At 66.1% G+C, this 26,345-nt stretch carries 18 protein-coding genes and 1 pseudogene; 16 read left to right on the plus strand and 3 right to left on the minus strand.

The annotated features are described in order from the left end of the window. Window position 1: 1 nt before the first annotated feature. From recG to AC5P9C_RS13440, 11 genes are all read left to right on the plus strand, one after another. Window positions 2-2,113 carry an ATP-dependent DNA helicase RecG gene (gene recG, locus AC5P9C_RS13390; protein ID WP_064239113.1) on the plus strand — a complete coding sequence of 704 codons (2,112 nt, stop codon included), beginning with the start codon at window positions 2-4 and terminating at the stop codon, window positions 2,111-2,113. 323 nt (window positions 2,114-2,436) lie between these two features. Next, entirely contained in the window at window positions 2,437-3,375 is a 939-nt protein-coding gene (locus tag AC5P9C_RS13395; RefSeq protein WP_049465719.1) for a nucleoside hydrolase, read from the plus strand. Between the two features lie 88 nt (window positions 3,376-3,463). Then, a complete protein-coding gene (locus AC5P9C_RS13400; RefSeq protein WP_005410871.1) occupies window positions 3,464-3,706 on the plus strand; it encodes a type B 50S ribosomal protein L31 in 243 nt (80 codons plus the stop codon). A gap of 296 nt (window positions 3,707-4,002) precedes the next feature. Further along, on the plus strand, window positions 4,003-5,280 hold the full coding sequence (locus tag AC5P9C_RS13405; RefSeq protein ID WP_053461289.1) for a citrate synthase: 1,278 nt from the start codon (window positions 4,003-4,005) through the stop codon (window positions 5,278-5,280). Between the two features lie 205 nt (window positions 5,281-5,485). Next, complete coding sequence (locus AC5P9C_RS13410) at window positions 5,486-6,550, plus strand: hypothetical protein (protein ID WP_164082829.1); 1,065 nt, start codon at window positions 5,486-5,488, stop codon at window positions 6,548-6,550. Window positions 6,551-7,010: 460 nt separating this feature from the next. Further along, on the plus strand, window positions 7,011-7,508 hold the full coding sequence (locus tag AC5P9C_RS13415; protein ID WP_049465713.1) for a CS1 type fimbrial major subunit: 498 nt from the start codon (window positions 7,011-7,013) through the stop codon (window positions 7,506-7,508). 60 nt (window positions 7,509-7,568) lie between these two features. Further along, window positions 7,569-10,295: a TcfC E-set like domain-containing protein gene (locus AC5P9C_RS13420; protein WP_495205177.1), complete on the plus strand. Its 2,727-nt coding sequence runs from the start codon at window positions 7,569-7,571 to the stop codon at window positions 10,293-10,295. Continuing rightward, the gene (locus AC5P9C_RS13425) at window positions 10,292-11,437 is read left to right on the plus strand and encodes a CblD like pilus biogenesis initiator family protein (protein WP_329854584.1); all 1,146 of its coding nucleotides are present in this window, start codon (window positions 10,292-10,294) and stop codon (window positions 11,435-11,437) included. The genes AC5P9C_RS13420 and AC5P9C_RS13425 overlap by 4 nt, the downstream gene beginning before the upstream one ends. Before the next feature lie 18 nt (window positions 11,438-11,455). Beyond that, complete coding sequence (locus tag AC5P9C_RS13430) at window positions 11,456-12,166, plus strand: pilus assembly protein (RefSeq protein ID WP_074726465.1); 711 nt, start codon at window positions 11,456-11,458, stop codon at window positions 12,164-12,166. Between the two features lie 62 nt (window positions 12,167-12,228). Beyond that, window positions 12,229-16,671 carry an ESPR-type extended signal peptide-containing protein gene (locus AC5P9C_RS13435; RefSeq protein ID WP_495205178.1) on the plus strand — a complete coding sequence of 1,481 codons (4,443 nt, stop codon included), beginning with the start codon at window positions 12,229-12,231 and terminating at the stop codon, window positions 16,669-16,671. Window positions 16,672-16,740: 69 nt separating this feature from the next. After that, window positions 16,741-17,484, plus strand: coding sequence for a hypothetical protein (locus AC5P9C_RS13440; RefSeq protein ID WP_074726467.1), 744 nt, complete (start codon window positions 16,741-16,743; stop codon window positions 17,482-17,484). Window positions 17,485-17,599: 115 nt separating this feature from the next. Here AC5P9C_RS13440 and AC5P9C_RS13445 read toward each other — a convergent pair whose 3' ends face one another. Next, window positions 17,600-18,244 (minus strand): hypothetical protein, encoded by a 645-nt coding sequence (locus AC5P9C_RS13445; protein WP_049465702.1) that lies wholly within the window; start codon window positions 18,242-18,244, stop codon window positions 17,600-17,602. A 182-nt stretch (window positions 18,245-18,426) separates the two neighbouring features. Continuing rightward, on the minus strand, window positions 18,427-20,850 hold the full coding sequence (locus AC5P9C_RS13450) for a penicillin-binding protein 1A (protein ID WP_053461282.1): 2,424 nt from the start codon (window positions 20,848-20,850) through the stop codon (window positions 18,427-18,429). A 219-nt stretch (window positions 20,851-21,069) separates the two neighbouring features. Between AC5P9C_RS13450 and AC5P9C_RS13455 the strand changes: the two genes are divergently transcribed. The 5 genes from AC5P9C_RS13455 to AC5P9C_RS13475 are packed head-to-tail and all read left to right on the plus strand — an operon-like array spanning window position 21,070 to window position 26,145. Beyond that, a complete protein-coding gene (locus AC5P9C_RS13455; RefSeq protein ID WP_014038321.1) occupies window positions 21,070-22,128 on the plus strand; it encodes a pilus assembly protein PilM in 1,059 nt (352 codons plus the stop codon). After that, complete coding sequence (locus AC5P9C_RS13460) at window positions 22,128-22,967, plus strand: PilN domain-containing protein (RefSeq protein WP_495205179.1); 840 nt, start codon at window positions 22,128-22,130, stop codon at window positions 22,965-22,967. The genes AC5P9C_RS13455 and AC5P9C_RS13460 overlap by 1 nt, the downstream gene beginning before the upstream one ends. Continuing rightward, window positions 22,964-23,620 carry a type IV pilus inner membrane component PilO gene (locus AC5P9C_RS13465; protein WP_074726469.1) on the plus strand — a complete coding sequence of 219 codons (657 nt, stop codon included), beginning with the start codon at window positions 22,964-22,966 and terminating at the stop codon, window positions 23,618-23,620. Before AC5P9C_RS13460 ends, AC5P9C_RS13465 begins: the two co-directional genes overlap by 4 nt. Continuing rightward, window positions 23,620-24,153, plus strand: coding sequence for a pilus assembly protein PilP (locus AC5P9C_RS13470; RefSeq protein ID WP_005418914.1), 534 nt, complete (start codon window positions 23,620-23,622; stop codon window positions 24,151-24,153). The genes AC5P9C_RS13465 and AC5P9C_RS13470 overlap by 1 nt, the downstream gene beginning before the upstream one ends. A gap of 21 nt (window positions 24,154-24,174) precedes the next feature. Further along, window positions 24,175-26,145, plus strand: coding sequence for a type IV pilus secretin PilQ (locus tag AC5P9C_RS13475; protein WP_053506170.1), 1,971 nt, complete (start codon window positions 24,175-24,177; stop codon window positions 26,143-26,145). A 76-nt stretch (window positions 26,146-26,221) separates the two neighbouring features. Here AC5P9C_RS13475 and AC5P9C_RS13480 read toward each other — a convergent pair. Further along, a pseudogene (locus AC5P9C_RS13480) lies at window positions 26,222-26,345 on the minus strand (IS110 family transposase); the annotation flags it as partial.

The following is a 26,345-nucleotide window of genomic DNA, read 5'->3' on the forward strand; positions in this document are numbered from 1 at the left end:
CGTGGCACGCAAGGCGGCGGTCACTCCGGTCCTGTCACCGTCCGGCGAAGCATCCCTGGCGATGCTCGCCGGCGTCGGTCCGGCCGTGGCCGCCAAACTGCAGGCGCGTGGGCTGGCCACCCTGCAGGATCTCTGGCTTCACCTGCCCCTGCGCTATGAAGACCGGACCCGGCTGACCCGCATCGAAGACCTGCGCAACGGCGTGCCGGCCCAGGTCGAAGGGCGGGTGGTCGCGGTAGAGCGCGGCATGCGCTACCGGCCGATGCTGAAAGTGGCGGTGGAGGACGAAGGGCAGGGCACCCTGGTGCTGCGCTTCTTCCATTTCCGCCAACAGCAGGTCGGCCAGTTCGCGGTCGGCAACCGGCTGCGCTGCTTCGGCACGCCCAAGCCCGGCCACCTCGGCCTGGAAATCGTCCATCCCAGTTACCAGGTGCTGGGGCGCAACGACGATCCTGAACTCGGCGACCGCCTCGACCCGGTGTACCCCACCGTCGAAGGCGTCGGCCCGATGACCATGCGCAAGCTGATCGGCCAGGCGCTGGACCGCCTGCCCGAGGAAAGCGCGCTGGAACTGTTGCCCGGCGGCTGGCTCGATGGCCTCGGCCTGCCGTCGCTGCGCAGCGCGCTGCTGACCGTGCACCGGCCACCACCGGATGCCGACCTGGCCGCGCTGGCCGCCGGCACGCACCCGGCGCAGCGCCGCCTGGCGATGGAAGAACTGCTGGCCCACCACCTCAGCCTGCGCCGCCAGCGCATTGCATTGCAGGCACACCACGCGCCGCCGCTGGCGGGCCCCGGCAAGCTGGCCAAGGCACTGCTGAAGCAGCTGCCGTTCGCCCTGACCGGTGCGCAGGCGCGCGTGTTCAAGCAGATCCGCGAAGACCTCGCGCGCCCCAGCCCGATGCTGCGCTTGGTGCAGGGCGATGTGGGTTCCGGCAAGACCGTGGTCGCTGCGCTGGCCGCGATGCTGGCGGTGGAGCAGGGCAAGCAGGTTGCGTTGGCCGCACCCACCGAACTGCTGGCCGAGCAGCACCTCAACAACCTGCGCGGCTGGCTGGAGCCGCTGGGCGTGCGCATCGCCTGGCTGGCCGGCAAGGTCACCGGCAAGGCACGCGCCAAGGTGATGGCGCAGGTCGCCAGCGGCGAAGCGCAGGTGGTGGTGGGTACCCACGCGCTGATGCAGGAGGCGGTGGTGTTCCAGGATCTGGCCCTGGCCATCGTCGACGAGCAGCACCGTTTCGGCGTGCACCAGCGCTTGGCGCTGCGCGACAAGGGCGCGGGAGGCAACAGCGTGCCGCACCAGCTGGTGATGACCGCCACGCCGATTCCGCGCACGCTGGCGATGTCCGAATACGCGGACCTGGATGTGTCGGCCATCGATGAGCTGCCGCCGGGCCGCACGCCGGTACAGACCGTCGCCCTCAACAATGACCGCCGCCCGGAGCTGATCGAGCGCATCGCGCTGGCCTGCGAGGAAGGGCGGCAGGTCTACTGGGTGTGCACGCTGATCGAGGAAAGCGAAGAGCTGGATGCCACTCCGGCGCAGGCCACCTATGAATCGCTGCAGGCACTGCTGCCCGGCGTGCGCGTGGGGCTGGTGCACGGGCGGCTGAAAGCGGCCGAGAAGCTGGCGACGATGGTGGCCTTCAAGGCCGGCGAGATCGACCTGCTGGTCGCGACCACGGTCATCGAAGTGGGCGTGGACGTACCGAATGCTTCGCTGATGGTGATCGAGAACGCCGAGCGCCTCGGCCTGGCCCAGCTGCACCAGCTGCGCGGCCGCGTCGGCCGTGGTTCGGCGGTGTCGCGCTGCGTGCTGCTGTACCAGGCTCCGCTTTCGCAGATGGCGCGCGAGCGCCTGCAGACCATGCGCGAAACCAACGATGGTTTCGTCATCGCCGAGAAGGATCTGGAACTGCGCGGCCCCGGCGAACTTCTGGGCACCCGCCAGACCGGCCTGGCCGGTTTCCGCATCGCCGACCTGGCCCGCGACGCCGGGCTGCTGCCCGGCGTGCACGCACTGGCCGAGCGCCTGCTGGAGCAGCAGCCTGCACTGGCCGATCGGGTGGTGCAGCGATGGATCGGCACCGCCGTGCGCTACGCCTCGGCGTAAGCACCCCGGGGTCAGAGCCCTTTGCGCAGCAATGGCCTCTGACCCCATTTCCGGCACGCTCATCCACGCACGGCGTGGATCTACTGTAGAGCCGAGCCCACGCTCGGCTGCTGTGCGCGCTGCGCGCGGGAGTCGAGCATGGCTCTACTCTACAGAGAGCTCTTCCCCGCCATCCGCGGGAAACCCGTTCTTGACGTTGCTGTTGAAGTTGCCGGCCAGCGGCCGGCACTACCGCGGGTGCAGGGCGCAGCCCTGCCGCCCCCCATACTTGCAACGGTCATCATCCCGGTCCACACTTCGTTGCCGATCTGAAGACGGCAACGATGACCCACAAGATCCCCCTGTTGATCGACACCGATCCCGGTGTGGACGACGCCCTGGCCCTGCTGATGGCCTTTGCCGATGAACGGCATGACGTGGTCGCCCTGACCATCGCCGCCGGCAATGTCGGCCTGCAGTACACGGTCCGCAACGCCCTCAAGCTCTGCGACATCGTCGGCCGCACCGACGTGCCGGTGTTTGCCGGCAGCCCGGATCCGCTGCTGCATCCTTCCGTTGATGCTGCCCACGTGCATGGCCGTGATGGCTATGGCGACGTGGACCTGCCGCCGCCCAGCCGCCAGGCCGAAGCCGAGCACGCCGCACTGGCGATCCTGCGCCTGTCACACGTGCATGCCGGCGAACTGATGCTGGTGATGCTGGGCCCGCTGACCAACCTGGCACTGGCACTGAAGCTGGACCCGACCCTGCCCCAGCGCATCAAGCGCATCGTGGTGATGGGCGGTGCGGTCACCTGCCACGGCAACATCACTCCGGCGGCCGAATTCAACATCGCCTTCGATCCGGAAGCTGCGCACGTGGTGTTCACCGCGTTCAAGCACCTGCTGGTGTCGGACTGGGAGGCCACTGTTGCCCACGGCCTGCCGCTGGAAGAAGCCGAGAAATGGCTGCAGGCCGATTCCGATCGCGCCCGCTTCTACGAGCTGATCTCGCGCAAGACCCGTGGCCTGTCCGAGGACAGCAAGGGCGGGCGCTGGTACACCGCCGACGCGGTGGCCATGGCCTGGGCACTGAACCCGGAAGGGCAGCTGCGGGTCGAGTCGCGTCCGCTGAACGTGGAGCTGAATGGCACGTTCAGCCGCGGCGCCACCATCGTCGACTGGAACCGCCAGACCGGCCAGCCGGACAACTGCGATCTGCTGATGGCCTACGACCAGGGGCGTTTCGAGGCCCTGGTGCGCCAGGCCCTGGGCGCGGACTGACGTCCGTTGCCCGGCACCGGTTGCCCCGAGCGGCAACCGGTGCTTATAATGCCGCTCTTGACCACCAGCCCATTTACGGTGTGAGCCCATGAAGGCCGATATCCATCCGAACTACCGCGACGTCGTCTTCCATGACGTCACCTCCGATTTCAAGATCCTGACCCGCTCCACCATGGCGACGAAGGAAACCATCCAGTGGGAAGACGGCAACGAATACCCGCTGGTCAAGGTTGAAATTTCCTCGGCTTCGCACCCGTTCTACACGGGCAAGCACAAGGTCATCGACACCTCGGGCCGCATCGACAAGTTCCAGAAGCGCTACGCGCGCTGATCTGTCGATCCAGCTTCGAACCGACGGCCGCGCTCTGCGCGGCCGTTTGTTTTTCCCCAACGCCAACCCAACGGGCGTTTGGATGGACAGAACACTGCGTTCGTGTGACAACGCTTTTGCCGATCCGGGCCGCTTGCTGGCCGGGTTCTGGCCGCCTGCCGTCTACGACTTCTGTCTAGCGCCGGGCAAATGCTGCTGTGCGATAATGGCATGATCCCCGGCACAGGCCGAGGACGTCATTCACGTGCCTGACCAATGCGCTTGGGCAGGCGCCTTCCCATGAAGGAGCGCACACAGTGTCCGATCTTGATCAGGTCACGCTCAACGCCGGCGATAAGTCCGTCGTTCTGCCCGTCATCAAACCCACCCTTGGCAACGACTGCGTCGACATCGCGAAGCTGACCAAGGAAACGGGGTTCTTCACCTACGATTCCGGCTTCACCGCGACGGCCAGCTGCAAGTCCGCCATCACTTACATCGACGGCGACAAGGGCGTGCTGCTGTATCGCGGCTACCCGATCGAGCAGCTGTCGGAAAAGTCGAGCTACGTCGAAGTGGCCTACCTGCTGATCAACGGCGAGCGCCCGAGCGCCGAGCAGCTGAAGGCCTTCACCGATGAGCTGACTGCCGAAGCCAATGTCGACGACTCGATCAACACCCTGATCGGCAGCTTCGCCAAGGACGCCCACCCGATGGCCATCCTGGCTGCTGCGATCGCGCAGCTGTCGGCCATCTACCACGACTCGCTGGACCTGTCCGACGCCGAACAGCGCCGCCAGGCCGCCGTGCGCCTGATCGCCAAGGTGCCGACCCTGTCGGCGCTGATCTACCGCCATGGCAAGGGCCTGCCGGCCAACAAGCCGGACACCTCGCTGGACTACGTCAGCCGCTTCCTGAAGCAGACCTTCGAGTCGGCTGACGGCCAGTACGATCTGAACCCGGACGTGGTCAAGGCGCTGGACCTGCTGTTCATCCTGCACGCCGACCACGAGCAGAACGCCTCGACCTCGACCGTGCGCCTGGTCGGTTCCACCGGTGCCAACCCGTACGCGTCGGTTGCCGCGGGTGTCACCGCGCTGTGGGGTCCGGCCCACGGTGGTGCCAACGAAGCCGTGCTGAAGATGCTGGAAGAGATCGGCACCGCCGACAACGTCGAGTCCGCCGTGGTCAAGGCCAAGGACAAGACCTCCGGCTTCCGCCTGATGGGCTTCGGCCACCGCGTCTACAAGAACTTCGATCCGCGCGCCAAGGTCATCGGCGAGATGACCAGCAAGGTGCTCAAGCAGCTGGGCGTGCAGGATCCGCTGCTGGACGTGGCCGTGAAGCTGGAACAGGCTGCGCTGCAGGACGAGTACTTCGTCGCGCGCAAGCTGTACCCGAACGTCGATTTCTACAGCGGCATCATCTACAAGGCGCTGCAGATCCCGACCGAAATGTTCACTGTCATGTTCGCCCTGGGCCGTACCTCCGGCTGGGTGTCGCATTGGCTGGAACAGCAGGTTGATCCGGAAATGAAGATCGGCCGTCCGCGCCAGGTCTACACCGGCAGCGACGTGCGCGACTACCAGGGCTGATCGCCCCGCGTAGGTTGTGCTGGAAGCGCCCCGCATCTGCGGGGCGTTTTTTTTTGCCGCCGCGCGGGTGGGTGCCAACCTGGGCTGGCACGCTCTCCACTGCGACAAGAGCGCGTGATTCAAGGGTCTCGCCAGCTTCACAAGCGCTCGCGCAGCCTCAGGGCGCCCGCTGCATCCGCAGCCCCTGATCCGGAGCATCCACTGCATGAGTACCCGATTCGATCCACCCGAGCGCGGCCCGCTCGGCCCCGAGGTGACCACCGTCGTCGCCGCCCCCATTGTTCCGCCCGCCAGCGAAAGTGCGGTGTCGTGGGGGGCAATCTTCGCTGGCGCCGCCGCCGCCGCTGCACTCTCCCTCATCCTGTTGATCCTCGGCGTGGGCCTGGGGCTGTCGTCTGTGTCGCCCTGGTCGTTCGAAGGCGTCAGCAAGGAAACCTTCGGCTGGTCCAGCATCGCCTGGCTCACCTTCACTGCACTGGCCGCCTCCGGCCTGGGGGGGTATCTGGCGGGTCGCCTGCGTACCAAGTGGACGCAGATCCACGGCGACGAAACCTACTTCCGCGACACCGCGCACGGCTTCGTGTCGTGGGCGGTGGCCACGCTGCTGACGGCGGGCCTGCTGACGTCGGCCATCGGTGGCGTGCTGGGTGCGGGGGCAAAGGTGGCCGGCGCCACCGCCGGGGCCGCTGCGTCCACGGTCGGCGTGGCTGCAGCCGGTGCCAGCGGCGCTGCGACGGCTGCACCGGAAGGTGACCTCGACTATTGGGTGGATTCGCTGTTCCGCAGCACGGCCCACGCAGGGCCGGCCGATCCTGCAGCGCCGCCGCCGGGCGCGCCGATGGACCCGAATGCCGCGCCGCCGCCGGCACCGGGCGCCGGTCCACGCGACGCGCGCATCGCCCCGCCGCCGCGACCGCTGCCGGGCAACGGTCCGATCGGCGACCGCCGCGAAGTGCGCGCCGAAGTGAACCGCATCATCGTCAACAGCCTGCACGGGGAGGGCCTGGATCCGGCCGATACCCAGTACCTGTCACAGCTGATCGCGCGCGAGACCGGGATGAGCCCGGCTGAAGCGCAGGCCCGGGTGACCGATGTGCAGACGCGCATGCGTGCAGCGCTGGAGAAGGCCAAGAACACCGCCAAGCAGGCTGCCGACGATGCGCGGAAGGCGACCGCCTACGCCGCGTTGTGGCTGTTCATCACGCTGCTGATCGGCGCGTTCTTTGCCAGCCTCAGCGCCACCTGGGGCGGCCGCCGCCGCGACCTGTAATTCCACCCTTCCATGCAAGGAGAACTGCCATGAAGATGATTCTGCTCTGGTTGCTGGGCGTGCCGATTCCGCTGCTGATCCTGTACGCGATCTTCTTCTGATCGCGCGCCACCGCACCGTGTCATCAGGCCGCCGAAAGGCGGCCTGATGCCATCCAGCGGATGCACGCCCCGCGTGGATGCCCACGGTAGAGTCGAGCCATGCTCGACTCTACAAATGCCATGCAATGAGGTTTCTTGCATTCAATCAGTGAGGAAAGTTGCATAACTCTCAAACGTTGAGCACTTTCAAGAATTCTCCTTAACGTTCAACGTTTTAGGAATGCTTGAATGGCCTGCATGGCAATGGATTCCTAACATTCTCTCCGTCGCCCGCACCCATCCCCGCGGGCGGCGCTTCCCTCCCTTTTCTCCTTGGGGAGGGGAGCTTTCATATTCCCCCTTGTCCGAGAGAGACAACCATGCACGCCATTATCAAGAAGGCCGCGCTCGCTGCAGCGCTGGCTACTGCTTCGCTGTCCGCGCACGCGCTGGAAACCAAGATCACCGTCTATGCCGACGTCGACCCGACGCTGGCGCTGCTGCGCGATGACGGCACTCCGCTGCCGGACACCGTGCAGCTGACCCACGATCCGCTGCGTGGCCTGCTGCCGTCGACGCAGCAGGTGCGCATCCATTCCAATGACGAAACCGCGGACATCGAGGTGCGCCTTGGCCACGATCCGGTCCTGATCAATGGCGCCACGCGCGTGCCGCTGGCCGTCAGCCTGAATACCGATGCGCTGACCACTGCGGTCACCGAGTTCAAGGCGGCTGACCTGTTCAACGGCGCCAGCTCGACCCCGGGTGCGTCCATCTCGATGCCGCTGACCATCGCCCAGGCCGGTACCGGCGGCCCGCTTACGGTCAACGGCCGTTACGAAGGCATGGTCTACATCGTCATGAACCAGAAGCCCTGATCCACGGCTTCCCGCGCCGGCCCGCACTCCGGGCCGGCCGCTACTGCAGCGGTACCCCCAATGACCCCACACGCCCCCGCCGTTACCCGGCTGGCGGTCGCGCTCGCCCTGGCACTGGCTGCTCCCCTGGCCGCAGCCCGCGGCGTCCCCGCCGGCTTTGAGGATCTGGTCGAAGGCCAGACCGAACAACTCGACATCCAGCTGTTCGGCCGCTCGGCCGGACTGTCGCCGGTGCGCGTGACCTTGGAGCACGTGCAGCTGGAAGAGCCGGCGCGCGTGCTCCAGGCTCTGGACCTGCCGGCCGAAGCACAGGCGGCGCTGTTGCCGGCGTTGTCGCAGCCGCTGCCGCGCAACAGCCATCTGGCGTGCCGCTTTGGCGGGGCGACGGCGGGTTGTGGCTACCTCGATCCACCCGAAGACCCCACTGCGGCGCGCGCGCTGTACGACGAAGGCGAGGGCGCGGTGCGCCTGTTCGTGGCGCGGCAGTGGATTCCCGGAGAGCCGGCCGCCGAGCGTTACCACACGGTCACGGCCAACGCCGAAAACGCCTTCCTGCACCAGCAGACGCTCAACGTCAGCGGCGGCCGCGACCATCAGGCGCTGTCCGCGCGCGGCGTAGGCACGCTGGGACTTTTTGATCGCGCTCACCTGTCCGCCGACTGGTACTACACCCAGCAGCGCTACCGCAGCCGAAGCGACGACGACTTCCAGTTCGACAACGTCTATTACCGCCATGACCTGGGCCAGGCGCACTACCTGCAGGCCGGGCGCATGGACCGCCGCAACCTGTCCAGCCCGCAGGGCGGCACCTTCAGTTTCAGCATGCTGCCGCTGGACCGTTTCCAGGGCGCGCGCGTGGGCACCACCCAGGCCTATGTGGACACCGATGCCGCCGTGCAGGCCACGCCGCTGACGGTGCTGCTGGCGCGCGACGCACGCGTCGATGTGTTCGATGGCGAGCGGCTGCTGCAGACGTTCTACCTGCAAGCGGGCATCAACCAGATCGACACGCGCAATTTCCCGTTCGGCAACTACCTGGTGCGCATGCGCGTCTACGAGGACGGTGTGCTGGTGCGCACCGAGGAGGCGCCGTTCGACAAGGGCGGCGACTGGACCAACAGCCAGTGGCAGTGGTTCGTGCAGGGCGGCCGCCGCAACGAGCGCCGCAGCGACCGCTTCGACGGCGAACGCGTGGCGATGGCCGGCCTGCGCGTGCCGCTGGGCCGCGACGCCGCGCTTACCGCCGGTGTCGCCAACCTTGGCGGACACAGCTACGGTGAGCTGCGCCTGGACCTGCGCCACGTGCTGGCCACCCATGAGATGCGCGCCACGCTCAGCGGCATGCGGGGCAGCGACGGCAGCAACGGCCAGCAGCACCAGCTGTCGTACCGGCGCAAGGCGTCGTGGAATCTCTACCAGCAGCGCATGTGCGGCAAGGCCTGCCAGTTCGAGGCCGATGCACGCGACCAGCTGGGCTGCACCAACTCACTCAGCGGCTCGATGTCGCTGCCGGTGGCCGGTGGCAATGTCTACGTGGGCTATACGCGGCGCCAGACCTGGCGCACCGGCTGGCATCAGCCCGGATTCGAGCAGGACCCGTTCTTCGGCCTGGAGCCATTGCTGCCGCCGGGCCCGCTGGAGCCGCGCCGCGAGCCGGTGCTGAGCCGCACCTGGCAGGCCAGCTTCAGTCGCAGCCATCGCTGGCAGGACTTCAGCGTGTCCACGCGCGTGGGCCTGTGGCAGCAACGCAGTGCCGACAGCGTGCGCGGCAGCAACGAGCGTGACCGTGGCATCTACTTCAACCTCAGCCTGACCCGCCTGCAGCGCAACCATGACAGCAGTGGCCAGCGCCGCTACGCCGTGAATGTACGCCAGCCCCAGCATCAGCGCCCGGCCATCGATTACAGCGTGGGCCAGAGCCTGCGCCAGGAGCGGGATACGCACTATCGCGAGCTGAATACCGAACTGCGTGCCAACAACAATGACCGCTACAGCGCCTCGCTGAGTGGCCAGCTGCAGAACGGCATCGGCAACACCACCGCCAGCATCGCGCACTATCAGCAGCGCGGGCGTGGCGAGACCGGCTACAGCGGCAGCCACAGCTCGGGCTTCGCACTGGGCCGCCGCGGTTTCTACTGGAGCGGTGCCAACGGCGCGGAGGCCGGCCTGGCCGTGCAGGTAGACGGTTTCGACGATGCCGACCTGCATGGCGTGGCCGCAGAACTGCAGGTGAGTGGGTCGCGCCGACAGCGTCTGCAGATCGGCGAGCGCCGGCTGCTGCCGCTGTCGTCGTACCAGTCGCATCGCGCCGAAGTACAGGACGCCAGCACGCTGGACAGCATTGCCGCGATCCGCGTGACCGGTGTGGGCGGCGCACGGCCGATGTTCCTCACGCCCGGCAAGCTGATGCGCATGCCGGTGCCGATCGAAGTGACCTACACCTTCATCGGCAATGCCAAGGACCTGGCGGGGTCGCCGCTGGGCGGCGCCCGCATCCTCAACGCGCCGGTGCCCGGCACCAGCGCCAACGGCAGCTTCGTTGCCGATTTCCCGCGTCGCGAAACAACGCTGTACCTGCTGCAGGACGACCGCCTGCTGCATTGCCCGTTGCAGGTGCGCGAGCGCCGCCAGGTGGTGCTGCTGGTCGGCGCCGTGCACTGCGAGCCGCTGGCCGTGGCCCAGCTGCCGCCCGAGATCCGCCAGCAGGCCCGCGTGACCCGCCTGCTGCAGGAACGCGCGTTGATTGCCGCCACACCCCAGACCGCTGCTGCAGGAGGTACGCGATGAGCCGGCGTTGGTTGTTTGTGTTGATGCTGGTATGTGCGCTGGTGCTGGTGATGCCACGGGCGTGGGCGCAGTGGCCGCCGGAGACGCATCCGACGGACCAGAGCAGGGACATCGTGATGAGCTGGGATCGCTCGGCGGTGCCGGGTGATGTGGAGCTGTGGGCGCCGCGGACTGTGCTGGGGTTCAGTCACGACCTCGCGTTCAAGTATGGGCAGATCCATGTGGTTTGTGGGTCTGCTTCTGATAGTGAGTTTGGGCGGTGCCCGACGGAAAGTGAGCCGAGCATGTCAGGGGGAACAACAGAGATTGCGTTGCGTCTCGTTGATCTGAGAACTGGCCTGCAAACAGAGATTCGTGCGGTGGGAAGCCTGCAGCGGGCTATGTCGGGCTATCGCTGCGCTAGCGATCTCTGGGACAGTGACAAGCGCATTCTGAACGGATCATTCTGGTTCACCTGTGGCATAGGGAGCGGGGCAGATCAGCCGCTTGGAACCGGCGTCGAGATGATCCTGCCCCAACGCGAGATTTCGCGTCTCGTTGCAGGCCACTGGAAGGCCACGATGCGCCTGAACATCAAAGCCGATCCAACCGCGGCACCCGTCGCCACCGCCACATTCAACTTCGATTTCACCGTCACCGACTACGACGCGATCTCGATCTACTTCCCCGGCTTCGACGGCATCGCACCGCTGGTCAACATGGACCTGCGCTACGACCCCATCCGCAAGGTGGTCGGCGGCTACAAGGAAGTGGACATGTGCCTGTACGACGGCGTGGGCTCGCAGAGCGAGTTCCTCGGTGTCACCGTGCGCGACAGCGGTCCACGACCACCACCAGGCCGTGACTACGCGGTCTGGCACGGGGATGGTGGCAGCGATGACACCCAGCGCCTCGACTACCAGGTCGGCCTGAAGTACGGCGGAAACCTGCTGGCCATGAAACACGGCGAGGAACAGCTGCTGCGCGGCATCGACAGCGCGCAGCTGCGGCTGGTGATGCTGCCAGGCATCAGCCAGCCCGTGTACTGCGTGCTCACGCCGCTGGTACTGGAAACGCCGCCTACGCCCATCGCTAGCAAGCGGCCCGGTCTCTACGACGGCGAGCTGACGGTAGAGCTACGCGTTCCTACTGCCAAACCCTGATCCTCACGGAGCCTCATCATGAAGAAGCTGCTGTTCTGTCTGTTGCCGTTGAGCGCGCTGCTGGCCCCGCCGGCGGCACATGCCAACCTCTCCATTCATCCGATGCGCGCGGCCGTCGATACAAAACGCGGTACGCAGATCCGCGTCTACTCGCACTCCACCCAGCCGCAGTACGTGCAGGCGCGCCTGCTGCGCATCACGAATCCGGCGCAGGCTGGTGAGGAAGAGATCGAAGTCGAGGCGGCCGATGCCGCGGTTGCCATCACGCCTGGAAAGTTCGCCCTCAGTGGTGGTGGCAATCGCCTGATCCGGGTCATCCCGCTGCAGACGGTCGAGAAAGAGGTGGCCTACCGCGTCTACTTCGAGAGCGTCAGGGGCCCGGATGGAACGCTTCTCGAAGGCGACGAGCAGGCGGCGCAGGCCAACGTCGGGGTCAGCCTGGTCTGGGGCGCGTTGGTGAACGTGTTGCCCACCAACGGCAGTGTGGATCTACAACTGCAGGGCGACATCCTGCGCAACGTGGGGACCTTGCGGGTCGGCATTACAGGGTTGGCTGAGTGCAACGCCAACGGTGCCTGTACGTCCCACGACTTTGCCAGGAGCCTGTACCCCGACGCGGCGCTGAAGCTGCCGTTCCAGCCTCAACCGGACAGCACCGTGCAGCTGCACTACCGCCTGTCCAAGGACGGCTACCGCGAACACACAACCACCCTGGCGCCGAGCGCCTGAACGTTCTGGCCCTGCGTCATGTGCAGGGCCTCACTTTCGATGTCCTGTTAAGGAGAGAGAGCATGAACCACATCTATCGTCGTATCTGGAGTGCCGCCAAGCGTTGCTGGGTGGTGGGCAGTGAGTTGACCCGTCGCACCAAGGGACGTGCGCGCGCGGCGGCACGCAGCTCATCAGGGGCGCTCGCATTGCTTTGCCTGGCGACGACGAGCGTGGCAGCCACTGAACACGGCGCGGCGCTGGAGGCAGAGGAACTGCAGCAGCGCTGGGCAGATTCCGAACTGTTCCACAACGCCTGGCAAATGATGCTGCCGATGGGGAACCCAGCCCGCTCCAATGTCGCGTCGTCTGGCGGAATGGCGCCCCAGGGCATCGTCTATCAGCTCGCCATGGTGAGTGACACCGTATACAGCGACCTGCGCATGATGGGTAACCGGACCATTGGCCTGGGCTCCCGAACCATCGTCGAAGGCAACCAGTCGGCAGCCTATGGCAACGGTATCCGCCTGTATGGCAACAACAGCGTTGCGATGGGGGACGCTGTGACCGTGGACACTTCACACGGTACTGCCGTTGGCGCGCTCTCGCGGGCGTCAGGTGGTTATGGCGCCACCGCGTTTGGCAACGACGCGCATGCCAACGGCGGCAACAACATTGCGGTCGGCAGTGGTTCGCGCGCAAACACCGGCAGCGGCAAGGGCGCGATTGCGGTGGGGGCTGATGCCTTCGCCGGAACATCGGGCTATTCAGGTGCCATCGCGATGGGCAACCAGGCGCGTGCGTCCTACAACGCATTGGCCCTTGGTTATCAGGCCAGTGCGACCAGTTCAGGCGCGGTGGCGATCGGTGCAGGTTCGGTTGGCAATGAGTCCAACGCTGTCTCGGTGGGTAGCAGCAGCATCAAGCGACGCGTGGTGAACGTGCAGGATGCTCGATTGACCGGCTCCAGTTCCGATGCCGTCACCGGCAGTCAGCTGTACTGGGCCAAGCAGGACACCAGCAGGGCGCAGACTGCGGCAGACACGGCCAAGGCAAACGCAAGCACGGCGCAGAGCACGGCGAACACGGCCAAGAGCACGGCTGAGAACGCGATGTCCGCAGCCAACGCGGCAGGCTACCTGACCGCCAGTGGCTCGACCGTGACCTCCTCGCAGCGCGCCCAGGCATCGGGAACGGGTGCGCTTGCCTCAGGCCTGAACGCGCTTGCCAGTGGCTCGGGCGCGAGCGCGCATGGATACAACGCCAAGGCCAATGCAATCGGCTCGATTGCCATCGGCTCCGGCGCGAAGATCGAGGCGACCTCCTCCAACTACGGCATCGCGATCGGCGCATCGGCGAGCACCGGCCCGACCGCGTACCAGATTGCGATCGGCTACCAGGCATCTGCTGCAGGGGGGGCGAGCTCCATGGCGCTCGGTGCATCCACCAAGGCCAATCATTCGCGTTCGGTGGCTCTGGGTGTGCTTTCGGTTACTACCGCGAATGATCAGGTATCGATCGGTAGTGACTCTGTGAAGCGGACGATCAGCGGGATGAAGGATGGGGTGCTGAGCGCCACCAGTACCGAGGGCGTCACTGGCAAGCAGCTGTTTGACACCAATGTCCAGGTGGGCGAGGTGGACCGCACGGCGAAGGCGGCGCAGACGGCAGCCGATACGGCAAAGGATGAAGCCAGCAAGGCGTTGACCGCAACGACGGTACTGGGTGGCCTTGTGGGGCAAGTGTCTGCCACAGGCAATGTCCGCCTGGGTGAGAAGAACAGCGGCACGGTGCTGGATGTGCGCAATAGCGCGAATGCGAACCGTAAGCTGACCGGCGTGGCCGATGGCTTGGTCAGCGCCAGCAGCTACGAGGCCGTCAACGGTAGGCAGCTCAGTGCCACCAATGACAAGGTGACCACGGTGGAGGGCGTGGCCAGGTCTGCGGGCGAAGACGCTTCCGTGGCGAAGATGGATGCGGCCAATGCGTTGGACGCAACAGTGGCGCTGGGCGGGCTGGTAGCGCAGGTGTCCGCGTCTGGCAATATGCGCCTTGGTGAGAAGAACAGCGGTACGACGTTGGACGTGCGCAACAGCGCCAATGCCAACCGGAAGATCAGCGGGGTGGCGGATGGGCTGTTGAGCGCCAGCAGTGCCGAAGCTGTGTCTGGGAAGCAGCTGTATTCAACCAATTCGCGCGTCTCAGAACTTGAGGGCGTCGCGCAGTTCGTAAGTATCGGATCAGCCCCCTTCAGTGAGCGTGCACAAGCCGGTGTGGCAGGTGTCGCGGTCGGAAATTCTGCCAAGACAGGGCTGGATGGAGGAACCGCGATAGGCACGTTTGCGGAGGCGATGGCGAAGAACTCCACCTCAATTGGTCGTGGGGCAGCCGTTTCTGAGGATTCGGAGAATGGATTCGCAATGGGAGCAGGTGCCCAGGTCGGCGGAGGCGCTGGCGGTGCGTATGGAGGCGTGGCGATTGGTGCTAGTGCAAGCGTTGAAGGCGGAGCTCAGGGCTCGCTGGCACTTGGAAATGGCTCACTAGCAGACGAAGAAGGAGTTGCATCATTTGGCGGTGTTGGCATGCAGCGCCGCCTTGTAAACATCGCCCGAGGCACCGCCGACCACAATGCCACCACCGTCTCCCAGCTCAAGGACTCCCTCACCACCCTCGGTGGCGGCGCAGGCATGGATGCCAGCGGCAACATCATCGCTCCTACTTTTTCAGTGCAGAGCGGCACGCAGAACACCGTCGAGGATGCGCTGATGGCACTCGATGGCGCCGTCATCACTGCAGGCCGCCGCGCGGACAAGGTGGAAGGCCAGCTGAGTTTGATCTTTCAGGATTCACCTTCGGCTCGTGCCGACGGTGTGAACCAGATCTCGCTGAATGGCGTGAATGGCATGGTGCTGACCAATCTGGCTGACGGTCGAGTGGCGCCAGGAAGCCGTGATGCCGTAACGGGCAGTCAGTTGTACGCCGCCGAGCAGAAGATTTCGCAGAATCGGAATGATCTGGAGACGATGCGCAAGGAGCGAGAGGTGGGCGCGCAGACAATGCGTGGATTGGATGCGAGCGTCATCGACTACGGTGGTGCGCGTTTGACTGGCGTGGCCGGGGCGAGGCTGTCGGCTGATAGCTCGGATGTTGTGCGCGGTAGTCAGCTCTATGAGACCAACAGCCGGGTTTCGGCCATGGAAGGAATCAGCCAGTACGTTAGTGTGGGTACGGCTCCTGAGCATGGCAGTGCTCAGGCTGGTCCGGTTGGTCTCGCCATTGGAAACTTGGCAAAGACGGGCATTGAGGGTGGCACGGCAATTGGAACGTTCGCCGAGGCAATGGGCAAAAACTCAATTGCCATCGGACGGGCGTCCACTGTCTACCAAGGCTCAGAGTCCAGCTTTGCTGTCGGAACTGGAGCTGAGGTTGGTAGGGCCGGCGAGCCTGGTGCAATCGGAGCCATAGCGTTTGGTGCTGGTTCGAGAGTCGAACCCGGGGCCCATGGTTCTATAGCGCTCGGAACCAGCTCTTATGCAGCCGAGGCGGGGGTTGCGTCATTTGGCGGTGTTGGCATCAAGCGCCGCCTCGTAAACATCGCCAACGGTACCGCAAACCACAACGCCGCCACCGTCGGCCAGCTGCGCGGCGCACTGTCCGCACTCGGCAGCGAAGTCGATGCCAACGGCAACATCGTTGGCCCCAGCTTCAACGTGCAGGGCCAGTCCCAATCCACCCTCAACGGCGCATTGGAAGCGCTCGATGGCGCAGTCGTCAGCACCACCTCGCGCGTAAACCACGTCGAATCCCAGCTCCGTTCCGTGTTCCAGGACACCCCCTCGGTCCGCGCAGACGGCACCTACCAGCTCACCCTGGCCGGCGAGAACGGTATGGTCATCTCCAACGTGGCCAACGGTCTGATCGCGGCCGGCAGCCGCGATGCGGTCAATGGCGGCCAGCTGCATTCGATGCAGCAGCAGCTCAATGGCCGCATGGATGGGCTGGAGCAGCGCATCGACGGTCAACCGCAGTCCCGCGCCATCGCGGCAGTGTCCACGGCTTCGCCATCCACCGAAGAGATCGCGCCGACGCCGGAGACCGGCGGCTTGCCGCAGGTCGCCTCGGCCGGCGAAGGCGACAAGCCGGCCCCGCAGCCAAAGTCGAAGCAGGACGACACGCCCAAGCCACAGGTCGACACCGCCGATCTGGAAAAGATGCTGGCGCGTGCCAACGAGTACACCGATGGTGCGATCAGCACCTTCGAACGTCGCCTGGACAAGATGGACAAGCGCTTCAACCGCATGGCGGCAATGAGCAGCGCGCAGAGTGCGATGGCGATGAACACCGCCGGTCTGGCCACCTACAACCGCCTGGGTGCGGGCGTGGGTTACAGCGAGGGTGAGTCGGCGATGGCAGTGGGCTACCAGCGCGTGCTCAACGAGAAGGGCTCGGCCACTTTCAGTCTCAATGGTGCGTTCACCAACAGTGGCGAACGCAGCATGGGCGTCGGCGTGGGCATCGGCTGGTAAGCGATGACGCTCCGGCGTGACGCGCGTATTCCGCCCCGCCGCGCCGGGGCCCTTGCCGAGGAAATGGCCATGTACCGTTGGGTAAGCCGATTCATCAGCTATCGCACGTTCTATCTGTGGCGGGCGCGGTATTACTACTACACCCGCAACCTGGATCGCTGGGTGCTGTTCACCCTGCTGTGCCTGTCAGGCATCGTGCTGGTGCTCTGGTACCACTGGCGGTTGACGAGCGTGCCGCCGCCGCGGGTGCATCCAGAGGCGGCCGCGCTGCGCGTGGAGAACATCACCCAGGAAGCGATCCATCGCATCGTGCTGGTCCGCCATGGTGGCCCGACGCCGGGCGAGCCGTTCACCACGCCGGAAGACGTCCGCGCCGGTACGCTGCGCACGCTGCGGGTGCGGCAGTTGCTGGACAGTGCGATGGTGTGGCAGCTGAAAGCCCATATGCTGGCCGACATGGCGGCGTACATCGATGCCACGGACAGCTGCTTCCCCTTCCCGTGCTGGCTGGTCAGCCATCGGCTGGAGCTCATGCGTGCGGCGGAGGCGGAGAACGCGGCCATCAACCGCGCGCTCGAGCCGGTGCTGGAGATCCCGTTGGACAGGATGCCCAACCTCGACGGCGGCGAGCGTGCGCGTCTGCAGACGGCATGGTCGGATCCGTTCGGCGATGTCTACAACCAGACCTGGCTGCTGGGGGACCTGCAGAACATGCACGCGCGCATGATGGTGGCGTACCCGCAGCGCGCGGGTGCGCCGTGGCTGGCGCGCCTGCTGTCCGGCGACGCGGAGGAACCGTACCGGGGCTGGTAGACCGGCAGGGCGTGTGCAGCGCCGGGCCATGCCCGGCCGCGCTTGGGTCAGACATCCGGAGGGCTGAGGCACCGTGCGGACCAACGGTCCGCACCCTCCAGAACCGGCGCAGCCGTTACCCGCCGATGTACGCGGTGATCTCCGCCTCGGCCAGCATCTGCCGCAGCTGCGATACCGACGCACGCCGCATTGGCTTCTCGTCCACCGGCGACAGCGGCGCCTGTCGCAGCGCGTCGTAGGGCAGCACCGCCAGGTCGAAGGTCAGCTCCTCGGCACTGAACACCCACACCGGCACGTCCAGGCTCCGTTCGCGGTCCATCCGCAGCCGGCGCGTCCGCGATTCGGCGGGGATGCCGTGCTCGTCGAGGAAGCGGTGCACGGCTTCCGGGTCGTCGCTGTGCAGGTGCAGCTGCACGGGACTGTTGGCGTCGGCGGTGCCATCCAGCACCGGGCCAGCCAGGCGCGGCGCGAACCCGTGCAGGAACTCCAGCGCCCGCATCGCGGCCTCGCGGCGACGCTGCAGTTCGTTGCCGTGCTGGGGGCCGGCGAACAGCCGCTGGTATTCGCGCAGGGCGTCTTCGATCTCGGTGTTGCGGGGCAGGGAGGCATCGTCGTGGATGCCGAGCCGGCTGGCGGCCTTCAACTTGGCCTGGTGGTAGTCGCGGATGCCGCCTTCGGCCATCAGGCGGGCGGCTTCGTGGGCGAGGCGGTGGCGCCGCTCGCGGGTCTGGCTGGCAGCATGCTGACGGGCGCGATGCATGCGATGACTCCTGTTGCGACCTGACGACAGACTAGCGCACGGATGTGACATCCGCGTGGGTATGGCGGATGCAACCGCTCTGGTAGGTGCCGACCTTGGTCGGCACGGGGCGCCAACCAAGGTTGGCCTCTACCGGAGCAGCATCGGTGCCAACTTACCGTTGGCACCCACCAAACCGTTACTCAGAAGATATCGAACGCGGCGGCGTCGGCCTGCGGCGTATTGAGGTTCAGGTCGTAGTCGGTCAGACGGTCCATGTCTTCCACCTTCACCCACTCGGTCGCGCCGTTGAGGGTGGCCTGGACCATGCCGCTGGGCGGCTCGTTCTGCGCGATCGGGGTGTCCTTCAGCGCGGTGCGCATGTAGTCGATCCAGATCGGCAGGGCCGCCTTGCCGCCGTACTCGCGGTAGCCCAGCGAGCGGAAGTCGTCGCGGCCCACCCACACGGTGGTCACGTACGGGCCGCCGAAGCCGGAGAACCAGGCGTCGCGGTGGTCGTTGGTGGAGCCGGTCTTGCCGCCCACGTCCTCGCGGCCGAGCACCTTGGCCTGCACGCCGGTGCCGCGCTGGACCACGTCGCGCATCATCGACACCAGCTGGTAGGCGGTACGGGCGTCGATCGCGCGCGGGGCGGTACGGGCATCGGGGTTGGCCGGCGCGGCCGGGGTTTCGGTCTTGGCTTCGGCCTTGGCCGCAGCGGCCGGGTCCACCTTCGGGGCCGGGGCGCCGAAGTTGAAGCCGTCCACCACCTGGTTGACCGGCTGGTCGCTGCTGCCGGCGCAGTCGCGGCAGGCCAGCGCCGGGTTTTCCTTGAACACCAGGTTGCCGTCGCGGTCATTGACCTGGTCGATCAGCCAGGTATCCACGCGCGAGCCGCCATTGGCGAACACCGCGTAGCCACGGGCCACCGACAGCGGGGTCAGCGAGGCGGTACCCAGCGACATCGACAGGTTCGGCGGCAGCTCCGATTCGGCAAAGCCAAACTCGCTGATGTACTTGCGCGCGTAGTCCACGCCCATGCCGTCGAGCAGGCGCACCGAAACCAGGTTGCGCGACTGCACCAGCGCCTCGCGCAGGCGCATCGGGCCGCGGAAGCCGCCGCCGTCGTTCTGCGGGGCCCAGGTCTTGCCGCGGCGGTCGCGGAACACGACGGGGGCGTCGAGCACGATCGAGGCCGGGTTGTAGCCCTTGTCGAAGGCGGCCGCGTACACGAACGGCTTGAAGCTCGAACCCGGCTGGCGGCGCGCCTGGGTGGCGCGGTTGAACTTGTTGCCGGAGAAGCTGAATCCGCCCACCAGCGCTTTCAGCGCACCGCTGTGGGCATCCAGCGAGACCAGCGCGGACTGGCCGCGCGGGATCTGGTCCAGCAGCCACTCGCCCTCCTTGGCCCCGGCGCGCACGCGCACGATGTCACCGCGCTGCACCAGCTTGCCCGGGGTCTTGTTGGTCCACTTGGCGGCACCGGCCGGCAGCACGATCTCGGTGCGGTTGGCTAGCACCACCGTAGCGCTGCCATCGGCGCCGGTACTGGCGACGATCGCCGGCAGCAGGCCGGCCTGGCCGTACATGCCGCGCAGGTGCTCGGCCAGGGCGGCGGCATCGTCGCCGGCGCCCAGCTGCACCTGCTTTTCCACGCCGTGCCAGCCGTGGCGGTGGTCATACAGCAGCAGGCCATCGCGCACGGCCAGGTTGGCCGCGGTCTGCAGGGTGGAATCGATCGTGGTGGTGACGTGGTAACCCTTGTTGACCACGTCGCCGCCGAAGCGGGCGATCATCTCCTGGCGCACCAGCTCGGCCACGTACGGGGCATCGACCTGCACCGGCGGCTCATGCGCGGTGGCGTGCATCGGCACGGCCTTAGCCGCATCGGCCTCGGCCTGGCTGACGAACTTCAGGTCGGCCATGCGCTGCAGCACGTAGTTGTCACGGCGCTGGCGGGCACGTTCCGGGTTGGAGATCGGATTGCCCGACGAGGGGAACTTGGGGATGCCGGCCAGCGAGGCCATCTCGTCCAGGTCCAGCTCGTTGAGCTTCTTGCCGTAGTAGAACTCGGCGGCGGCGGCCACGCCGTAGGCGCGGTTGCCGAAGAAACTCTTGTTCAGGTACAGCTCGAAGATCTCGTCCTTGCTCAGCTCGGACTCGATCTTGCGCGCCAGCAGGATCTCGGCCAGCTTGCGGGTGTAGCTGTACTCGGAACTGAGGAAGAACTGGCGGGCAACCTGCTGGGTGATGGTGGACCCGCCCGGCACGCGCTTGTCGTTGGTGGTGGCCAGCAGCCATACCGCGCGGCCGATGCCCATGTAGTCCACGCCGCCGTGCTCGTAGAAGCGGGCGTCCTCGGTGGCCAGGAAGGCCTGCTTCAGCTTCTCCGGCACGTCCTTCATGGTGATCGGGGTACGCCGGGTCTCGCCGAACACCGCCATCAGCTTGCCGTCGGCAGCATAGACGTACATCGGCTCCTGCATTTCCACGTCGCGCAGGGTCTGCACGTCGGGAAGCTTGGAGGAAACGGCATAGTACAGACCGCCCACGGCGGCCGCGCCGATCAGCGCCAGGACCAGGACAATCAGGAAGATCCAGCGCAGCCAGCGGCGGAGTCGAGTCATCGGGTTCAGATTCCGATTGCGAATTTCGTGGTCGCAGAGTATAGATTACGCAAGGTGGCGGCTGGGGTCGGCACCGGGGAGCGCAAGGGGAACAGTCAGGGGCTGCATGGTGAATCCGTGAAGGAATTCACAGCAGGGCCGTTGCCATTTGCTAAGAATACGTTATTAATGCTTGGGCGCAGGTCTTGCGTCCAAGTGCCCGTCGGCAGGGGAGAAACCGTGGGGCTCATCCCAAAAAGTCAGTCGCCGCTCGTAGGCGTCGACATCAGTTCGACTGCGGTAAAGCTTTTGCAGCTGTCCCGCAGCGGCAATCGTTTCCGCGTGGAACATTACGCTGTGGAACCTCTTCCGCCGAATGCGGTGGTGGAGAAGAACATCGTCGAAGTAGAGGCCGTGGGTGAGGCCATCCGCCGGGCGATGAACCGTTCAGGCAGCAAGGCCAAGCTGGCCGCTGCCGCCGTCGCGGGGTCGGCGGTGATCACCAAGGTGATCCCGATGCCGGCCGACCTCGACGAAAACGACATGGAAGCCCAGATCGAGCTGGAAGCGGTCAACTACATTCCCTATCCGATCGAGGAAGTGAACCTGGACTTCGAGGTGATCGGGTCGATCCCGAACAACCCGGAGATGGTCCAGGTGCTGCTGGCGGCCTCGCGTTCGGAGAATGTCGAGCTGCGCCAGTCCGCGCTGGAACTGGGCGGACTGCAGGCCAAGGTGATGGACGTGGAGGCCTTCGCGGTCGAGAACGCCTACGCCCTGGTCGCCAGCGAACTGCCGGTGTCCATCGACGGCGTGGTCGCGCTGGTCGACATCGGCGCCACCATGACCACCCTCAATGTCCTGCGCGGCGGCCGTAGCCTCTACAGCCGCGAGCAGGTGTTCGGTGGCAAGCAGCTGACCGACGAGATCATGCGCCGCTACGGGCTGAGCTACGAGGAAGCCGGGCTGGCCAAGCGCCAGGGCGGCCTGCCGGAAAGCTACGAGATGGAAGTGCTGGAGCCGTTCAAGGAAGCCACGGTCCAGCAGATCAGCCGCCTGCTGCAGTTCTTCTATGCAGGCAGCGAATTCAACCGCGTCGATCACATCGTGCTGGCCGGCGGCTGCGCCGTGCTCGGTGGCCTGCCGGAGATGGTCGAGGAACAGCTGGGCGTGCCGACCGTGGTCGCCAACCCGCTGGCGCAGATGACCCTGGGGCCGAAGGTGAACGCCCATGCGTTGGCCCAGGATGCCCCCGCGCTGATGATCGCGACCGGTCTGGCGCTGAGGAGCTTCGACTGATGGCACGCATCAATCTATTGCCCTGGCGCGCCGAGCGGCGCAAGCAACGCCAGCGCGAGTTCTACGCGATGCTGGGCATGGCCGCCGTCGGTGGCCTGCTGCTGTCGCTGATGATCTGGTTCTACTACGACCGTCAGGTGAGCGGCCAGATGGACCGCAATGCCTATCTGGAAGCCGAGATCGAGAAGGTCAAGGAACAGAACAAGGAGATCGACCGCCTCGACGCGCAGAAGGAACGCCTGCTGGCGCGCAAGAAGGTGATCGAGGAGCTGCAGGCCAAGCGCTCGCAGATGGTCCACCTGTTCGACGCGCTGGTGCGCACCATTCCCGATGGCGTGGTGCTGACCGCGCTGAAGCAGGAAGGTGACGTGCTGACGCTGGAAGGCCGCACCCAGTCCAACGCCCGCGTTTCGGCCTACATGCGCAACCTGGAGACCTCCGGCTGGATGACCAATCCGGAGCTGTCGATCATCGAAGCGCGTGACCCGGAGAAGGACAAGGACGGCAAGGCCGGCCCGCTGGCCGACATCAAGGCGCTGCCATACGTGTTCGTGGTCAAGGTGAAACTGCCGGCACAGAGCGAAGAGGTGTCGGCGACGCCGGGCCTGAACGCCGATGGCTCGGTGGCGACGGCGGCCCCGGCACCGGTGGCACCGCTGGCGGCAGGCCCGGATGCCGCAACGCCTGCGGCACCGGCGGCGGGACAGCCGGCAGCACCTGCTGCGCCCGCTGCACCGTCGGCCGCTCCGGCCCCGGCACCTGCCCCGAAGCCTGAGGGCAGCCGCCTGGCGCAGCCGCCGCAGGCCTTCAATGCGCTGCTGCAGGGGGATCGCGTATGAGCCAGAAGATCGACATCAAGAACCTGGATTTCAATGACATCGGCAACTGGCCGCAGAAGGCCAAGATCGTCTTCTGCTCGTTGCTGGCGCTGGTCATCATGTTCGTGGCGTGGATGCTGCTGATCAGCGGCAAGCGTGAGGAGCTGGCCGGCCTGGAATCGAAGGAAGTCGAGCTGCGCGCCGAATTCACCAAGCAGCAGGAGCGCGCGGTGAACCTGGGGCCGCTGAAGCAGCAGCTGGCGCAGATGGAGCAGGTCCTGCAGCAGATGCTGCGGCAGCTGCCGAGCAAGACCGAAATGCCCGACCTGATCATCGACATCTCGCAGACCGCGCTGTCCAGCGGCCTGACCAACGAGCTGTTCGAGCCGGAACAGGAGCAGATCAAGGAGTTCTACGCCGAGAAGCCGATCAAGCTGCGCATGGTGGGCAGTTACCACCAGTTCGGCGCGTTCGTCAGCGGCGTGGCCTCGCTGCCGCGGGTGGTGATCCTGACCATGCACGACATCAACCTCAAGCCCAAGGAAAAGACCGGCGGCAACGTCCGCAGCGGTGCACTGGAACTGTCCGGTACGGTCAAGACCTATCGCTACCTGGACGAAACCGAAGTGCAGGCGCAGCAGACGGCCGACGCTGGCAAGGAGGGCAAGAAGTGATGCGCGCGCAGACCGTACGTGGTGCGATGGTGCTGGCCGTGCTGCTGCTGGCCGGTTGTGGCCGTGGCGTGACCAGCACGCCCGGCGATGCACCGAACCTTGAAAAGTGGGTGGAAGGCGAGCGTGCGCGACCGGCGCAACCGCTGGAGCCGCTGCCGGTGATGCAGCAGTTCGAGACCTTCGAATACTCCGCGCAGGGCATGCGCGATCCGTTCACCGATGCCTGGACCAATCCGCAGCAGGGGAATGGCGGATTGCGGCCGGACCCAAACCGACGCAAGGAGCCGCTGGAAGGCTTCCCGCTGGATGCGCTGGACATGGTCGGTACCATCGGTACCGGCGCAGGTACCGTGGCGCTGGTGATGGGGCCGGACAAGGTCACCTACCGGGTTCGCCCGGGCGGTTACCTGGGGCAGAGCGACGGGCGGGTCACGGCGGTCTTCGAAGACCGCGTGGAGCTGATCGAACTGGTGCCGGATGGCGCGGGTGGCTGGCTGGAACGGCCGGCAACGCTCTCGCTCGAAGATCAATGATCGTTTACTGGGGATAGCACGATGACCTTTCACCAAGCCAAGGGGCTGCGTCCCATCCGGCGCTCTACCTTGAACCGTGTCAGCGCGCTGGGAGTCGCGCTGATGCTGGCCTGCGCTCCGGCGCTGGCCGCCGCACCGGCGGAAAAGCCGGCCGGCACCACCGTGGCACCGGCCGCTGCGCCGGCCGGCCTGTCGGTGGCCAAGATCGATTTCAAGCGTGGCGATGATGGCGCCGGGCGCCTGATCGTGCAGTTCGACGGGCAGGGCGCGATCCCTGACCTGCGCACGCAGGGCAACAGCGTGGTGGTCGACGTCGGCAATGCCCGGCTGCCGGCCAACCTGCAGAAGCCGATGAACGTCACCGACTTCGCCACGCCGGTGCAGCGCATCGACGCCAAGCCGTCGGGCGCCGGCACCCAGCTGGTGCTGAGCACCGGCGGCGCGGTGGAGTCGCTGGCCTACCAGAGCGGCAACGAATACGTGGTCGAGATCAGCCCGCGCCAGGCCCAGGCCGCCGTGGGTGCGGTCACCGCCGGCAGCGTTACCCAGGCGGCCAAGGCCGTCGGCCAGCGCGGCTTCACCGGCAAGCCGGTGACCTTCAACTTCCAGGACGTGCCGGTGCGCACCGTGCTGCAGTTGATCGCCGAGGAGTCCAACCTGAACGTGGTGGCGTCCGACTCGGTGCAGGGCAACGTGACCCTGCGCCTGGTCAATGTGCCGTGGGACCAGGCGCTGGACATCGTCCTGCGCGCCAAGGGCCTGGACAAGCGTCGCGACGGCAGCGTGATCTGGGTGGCGCCGCAGGCCGAACTGGCCAAGTTCGAGCAGGAAAAGGAAGACGCGCGCATCGCCATCGAGAACCGCGAAGACCTGCAGACCGACTACATCCAGATCAACTACCACAGCGCCACGCAGATCTTCAAAGCGCTGACCGAGGCCAAGGGCATCGGTGGTAGCGGCGGTGGTGGCAGTGGCGGTGGTGCGGGCAGCACGTCGCAGGAAGACAGTGGCTTCCTGTCCTCGCGTGGTCGCATCGTGGCCGACGAGCGCACCAACACGCTGATGATCAGCGACATCCCGAAGAAGATCGCGCGCATGCGCGAGCTGATCAACGTGATCGACCGCCCGGTTGACCAGGTGCTGATCGAAAGCCGCATCGTCATCGCGACCGACACCTTCGCCCGCGAGCTGGGCGCCAAGTTCGGTGTCAGCGGCAGCCGCGACAACGTGTACTTCAGTGGCAGCCTGGATGCCAATGCCGAGACCCGCAAGTCGCAGGTCGCAACCGACCTGGCCAACGCCAAGGCCGAGCGCGACTGGGAAGCCGGTGGCCGGGTCGGCCCGCCGCCGGTGAAGTCCGGCTCGGCGATCACCCGTGGCCTGAACTGGAACCTGCCGGTGGCGGCCGCCAGCAACCCGGGTTCGCTGGCGCTGTCGATCCTCAATGCCGGTTACCTGCTGGACGTGGAGCTGTCGGCCATGCAGCAGGAGTCGCGAGGCGAGGTGATCTCCAACCCGCGCGTGGTCACTACCAACCAGCGCGAAGCGATGATCAAGCAGGGCAAGGAAATCGGCTACGTCACCATCAGTGGCGGTACCGCAGGCGGCGTCGCAACGCCGAACGTGCAGTTCAAGGAAGTGGTGCTGGAGCTGAAGGTCACCCCGACCATCACCAACGACAACCGCGTGTTCCTCAACATGCAGGTGAAGAAGGACGAAGTCGACCAGCTGATCCAGCTGGAAGGCTACGGCACCGTGCCGTCGATCAACCGCCGCGAAGTCAACACCGCGGTACTGGTCGAGGATGGGCAAACCGTGGTGATCGGTGGCGTCTACGAGTTCACCGATCGCAACAGCATCAGCAAGGTGCCGTTCCTGGGCGACGTGCCGTTCCTGGGCAACCTGTTCAAGAAGCGCGGCCGCAACAAGGACAAGGCCGAACTGCTGGTGTTCGTCACCCCGAAGGTGCTGCGCGTGGCCAAGCAGAACTGAGCCCGCGCCTCCCGCGAAACGATGAAGGGCCGCCATGCGCGGCCCTTCTTCGTTTCCACAAGTAGCAACTGTCTTGTCAGGGGCAGCCGAGGGCCACCTCGGCGTCCCGCTTACGGGCGTTTAGGATCACCAGCATTTTGCGCATGACCGCCACGAGCGCCACCTTGCTCGCTTTGCCCTTGGCCTTCAGGCCAGCGTAA

This window comes from Stenotrophomonas sp. YJH_SMC_10 (assembly GCF_059371555.1).

Excerpts from the sequence above, each read along its gene's own strand:
- AC5P9C_RS13395 (WP_049465719.1), top strand. The coding sequence starts at position 2,437 with ATGACCCACAAGATCCCCCTGTTGATCGACACCGATCCCGGTGTGGAC.
- AC5P9C_RS13400 (WP_005410871.1), top strand. The coding sequence starts at position 3,464 with ATGAAGGCCGATATCCATCCGAACTACCGCGACGTCGTCTTCCATGAC.
- AC5P9C_RS13410 (WP_164082829.1), top strand. The coding sequence starts at position 5,486 with ATGAGTACCCGATTCGATCCACCCGAGCGCGGCCCGCTCGGCCCCGAG.
- AC5P9C_RS13415 (WP_049465713.1), top strand. The coding sequence starts at position 7,011 with ATGCACGCCATTATCAAGAAGGCCGCGCTCGCTGCAGCGCTGGCTACT.
- AC5P9C_RS13420 (WP_495205177.1), top strand. The coding sequence starts at position 7,569 with ATGACCCCACACGCCCCCGCCGTTACCCGGCTGGCGGTCGCGCTCGCC.
- AC5P9C_RS13425 (WP_329854584.1), top strand. The coding sequence starts at position 10,292 with ATGAGCCGGCGTTGGTTGTTTGTGTTGATGCTGGTATGTGCGCTGGTG.
- AC5P9C_RS13430 (WP_074726465.1), top strand. The coding sequence starts at position 11,456 with ATGAAGAAGCTGCTGTTCTGTCTGTTGCCGTTGAGCGCGCTGCTGGCC.
- AC5P9C_RS13435 (WP_495205178.1), top strand. The coding sequence starts at position 12,229 with ATGAACCACATCTATCGTCGTATCTGGAGTGCCGCCAAGCGTTGCTGG.
- AC5P9C_RS13440 (WP_074726467.1), top strand. The coding sequence starts at position 16,741 with ATGTACCGTTGGGTAAGCCGATTCATCAGCTATCGCACGTTCTATCTG.
- AC5P9C_RS13445 (WP_049465702.1), bottom strand. The coding sequence starts at position 18,244 with ATGCATCGCGCCCGTCAGCATGCTGCCAGCCAGACCCGCGAGCGGCGC.
- AC5P9C_RS13450 (WP_053461282.1), bottom strand. The coding sequence starts at position 20,850 with ATGACTCGACTCCGCCGCTGGCTGCGCTGGATCTTCCTGATTGTCCTG.
- AC5P9C_RS13460 (WP_495205179.1), top strand. The coding sequence starts at position 22,128 with ATGGCACGCATCAATCTATTGCCCTGGCGCGCCGAGCGGCGCAAGCAA.
- AC5P9C_RS13465 (WP_074726469.1), top strand. The coding sequence starts at position 22,964 with ATGAGCCAGAAGATCGACATCAAGAACCTGGATTTCAATGACATCGGC.
- AC5P9C_RS13470 (WP_005418914.1), top strand. The coding sequence starts at position 23,620 with ATGCGCGCGCAGACCGTACGTGGTGCGATGGTGCTGGCCGTGCTGCTG.
- AC5P9C_RS13475 (WP_053506170.1), top strand. The coding sequence starts at position 24,175 with ATGACCTTTCACCAAGCCAAGGGGCTGCGTCCCATCCGGCGCTCTACC.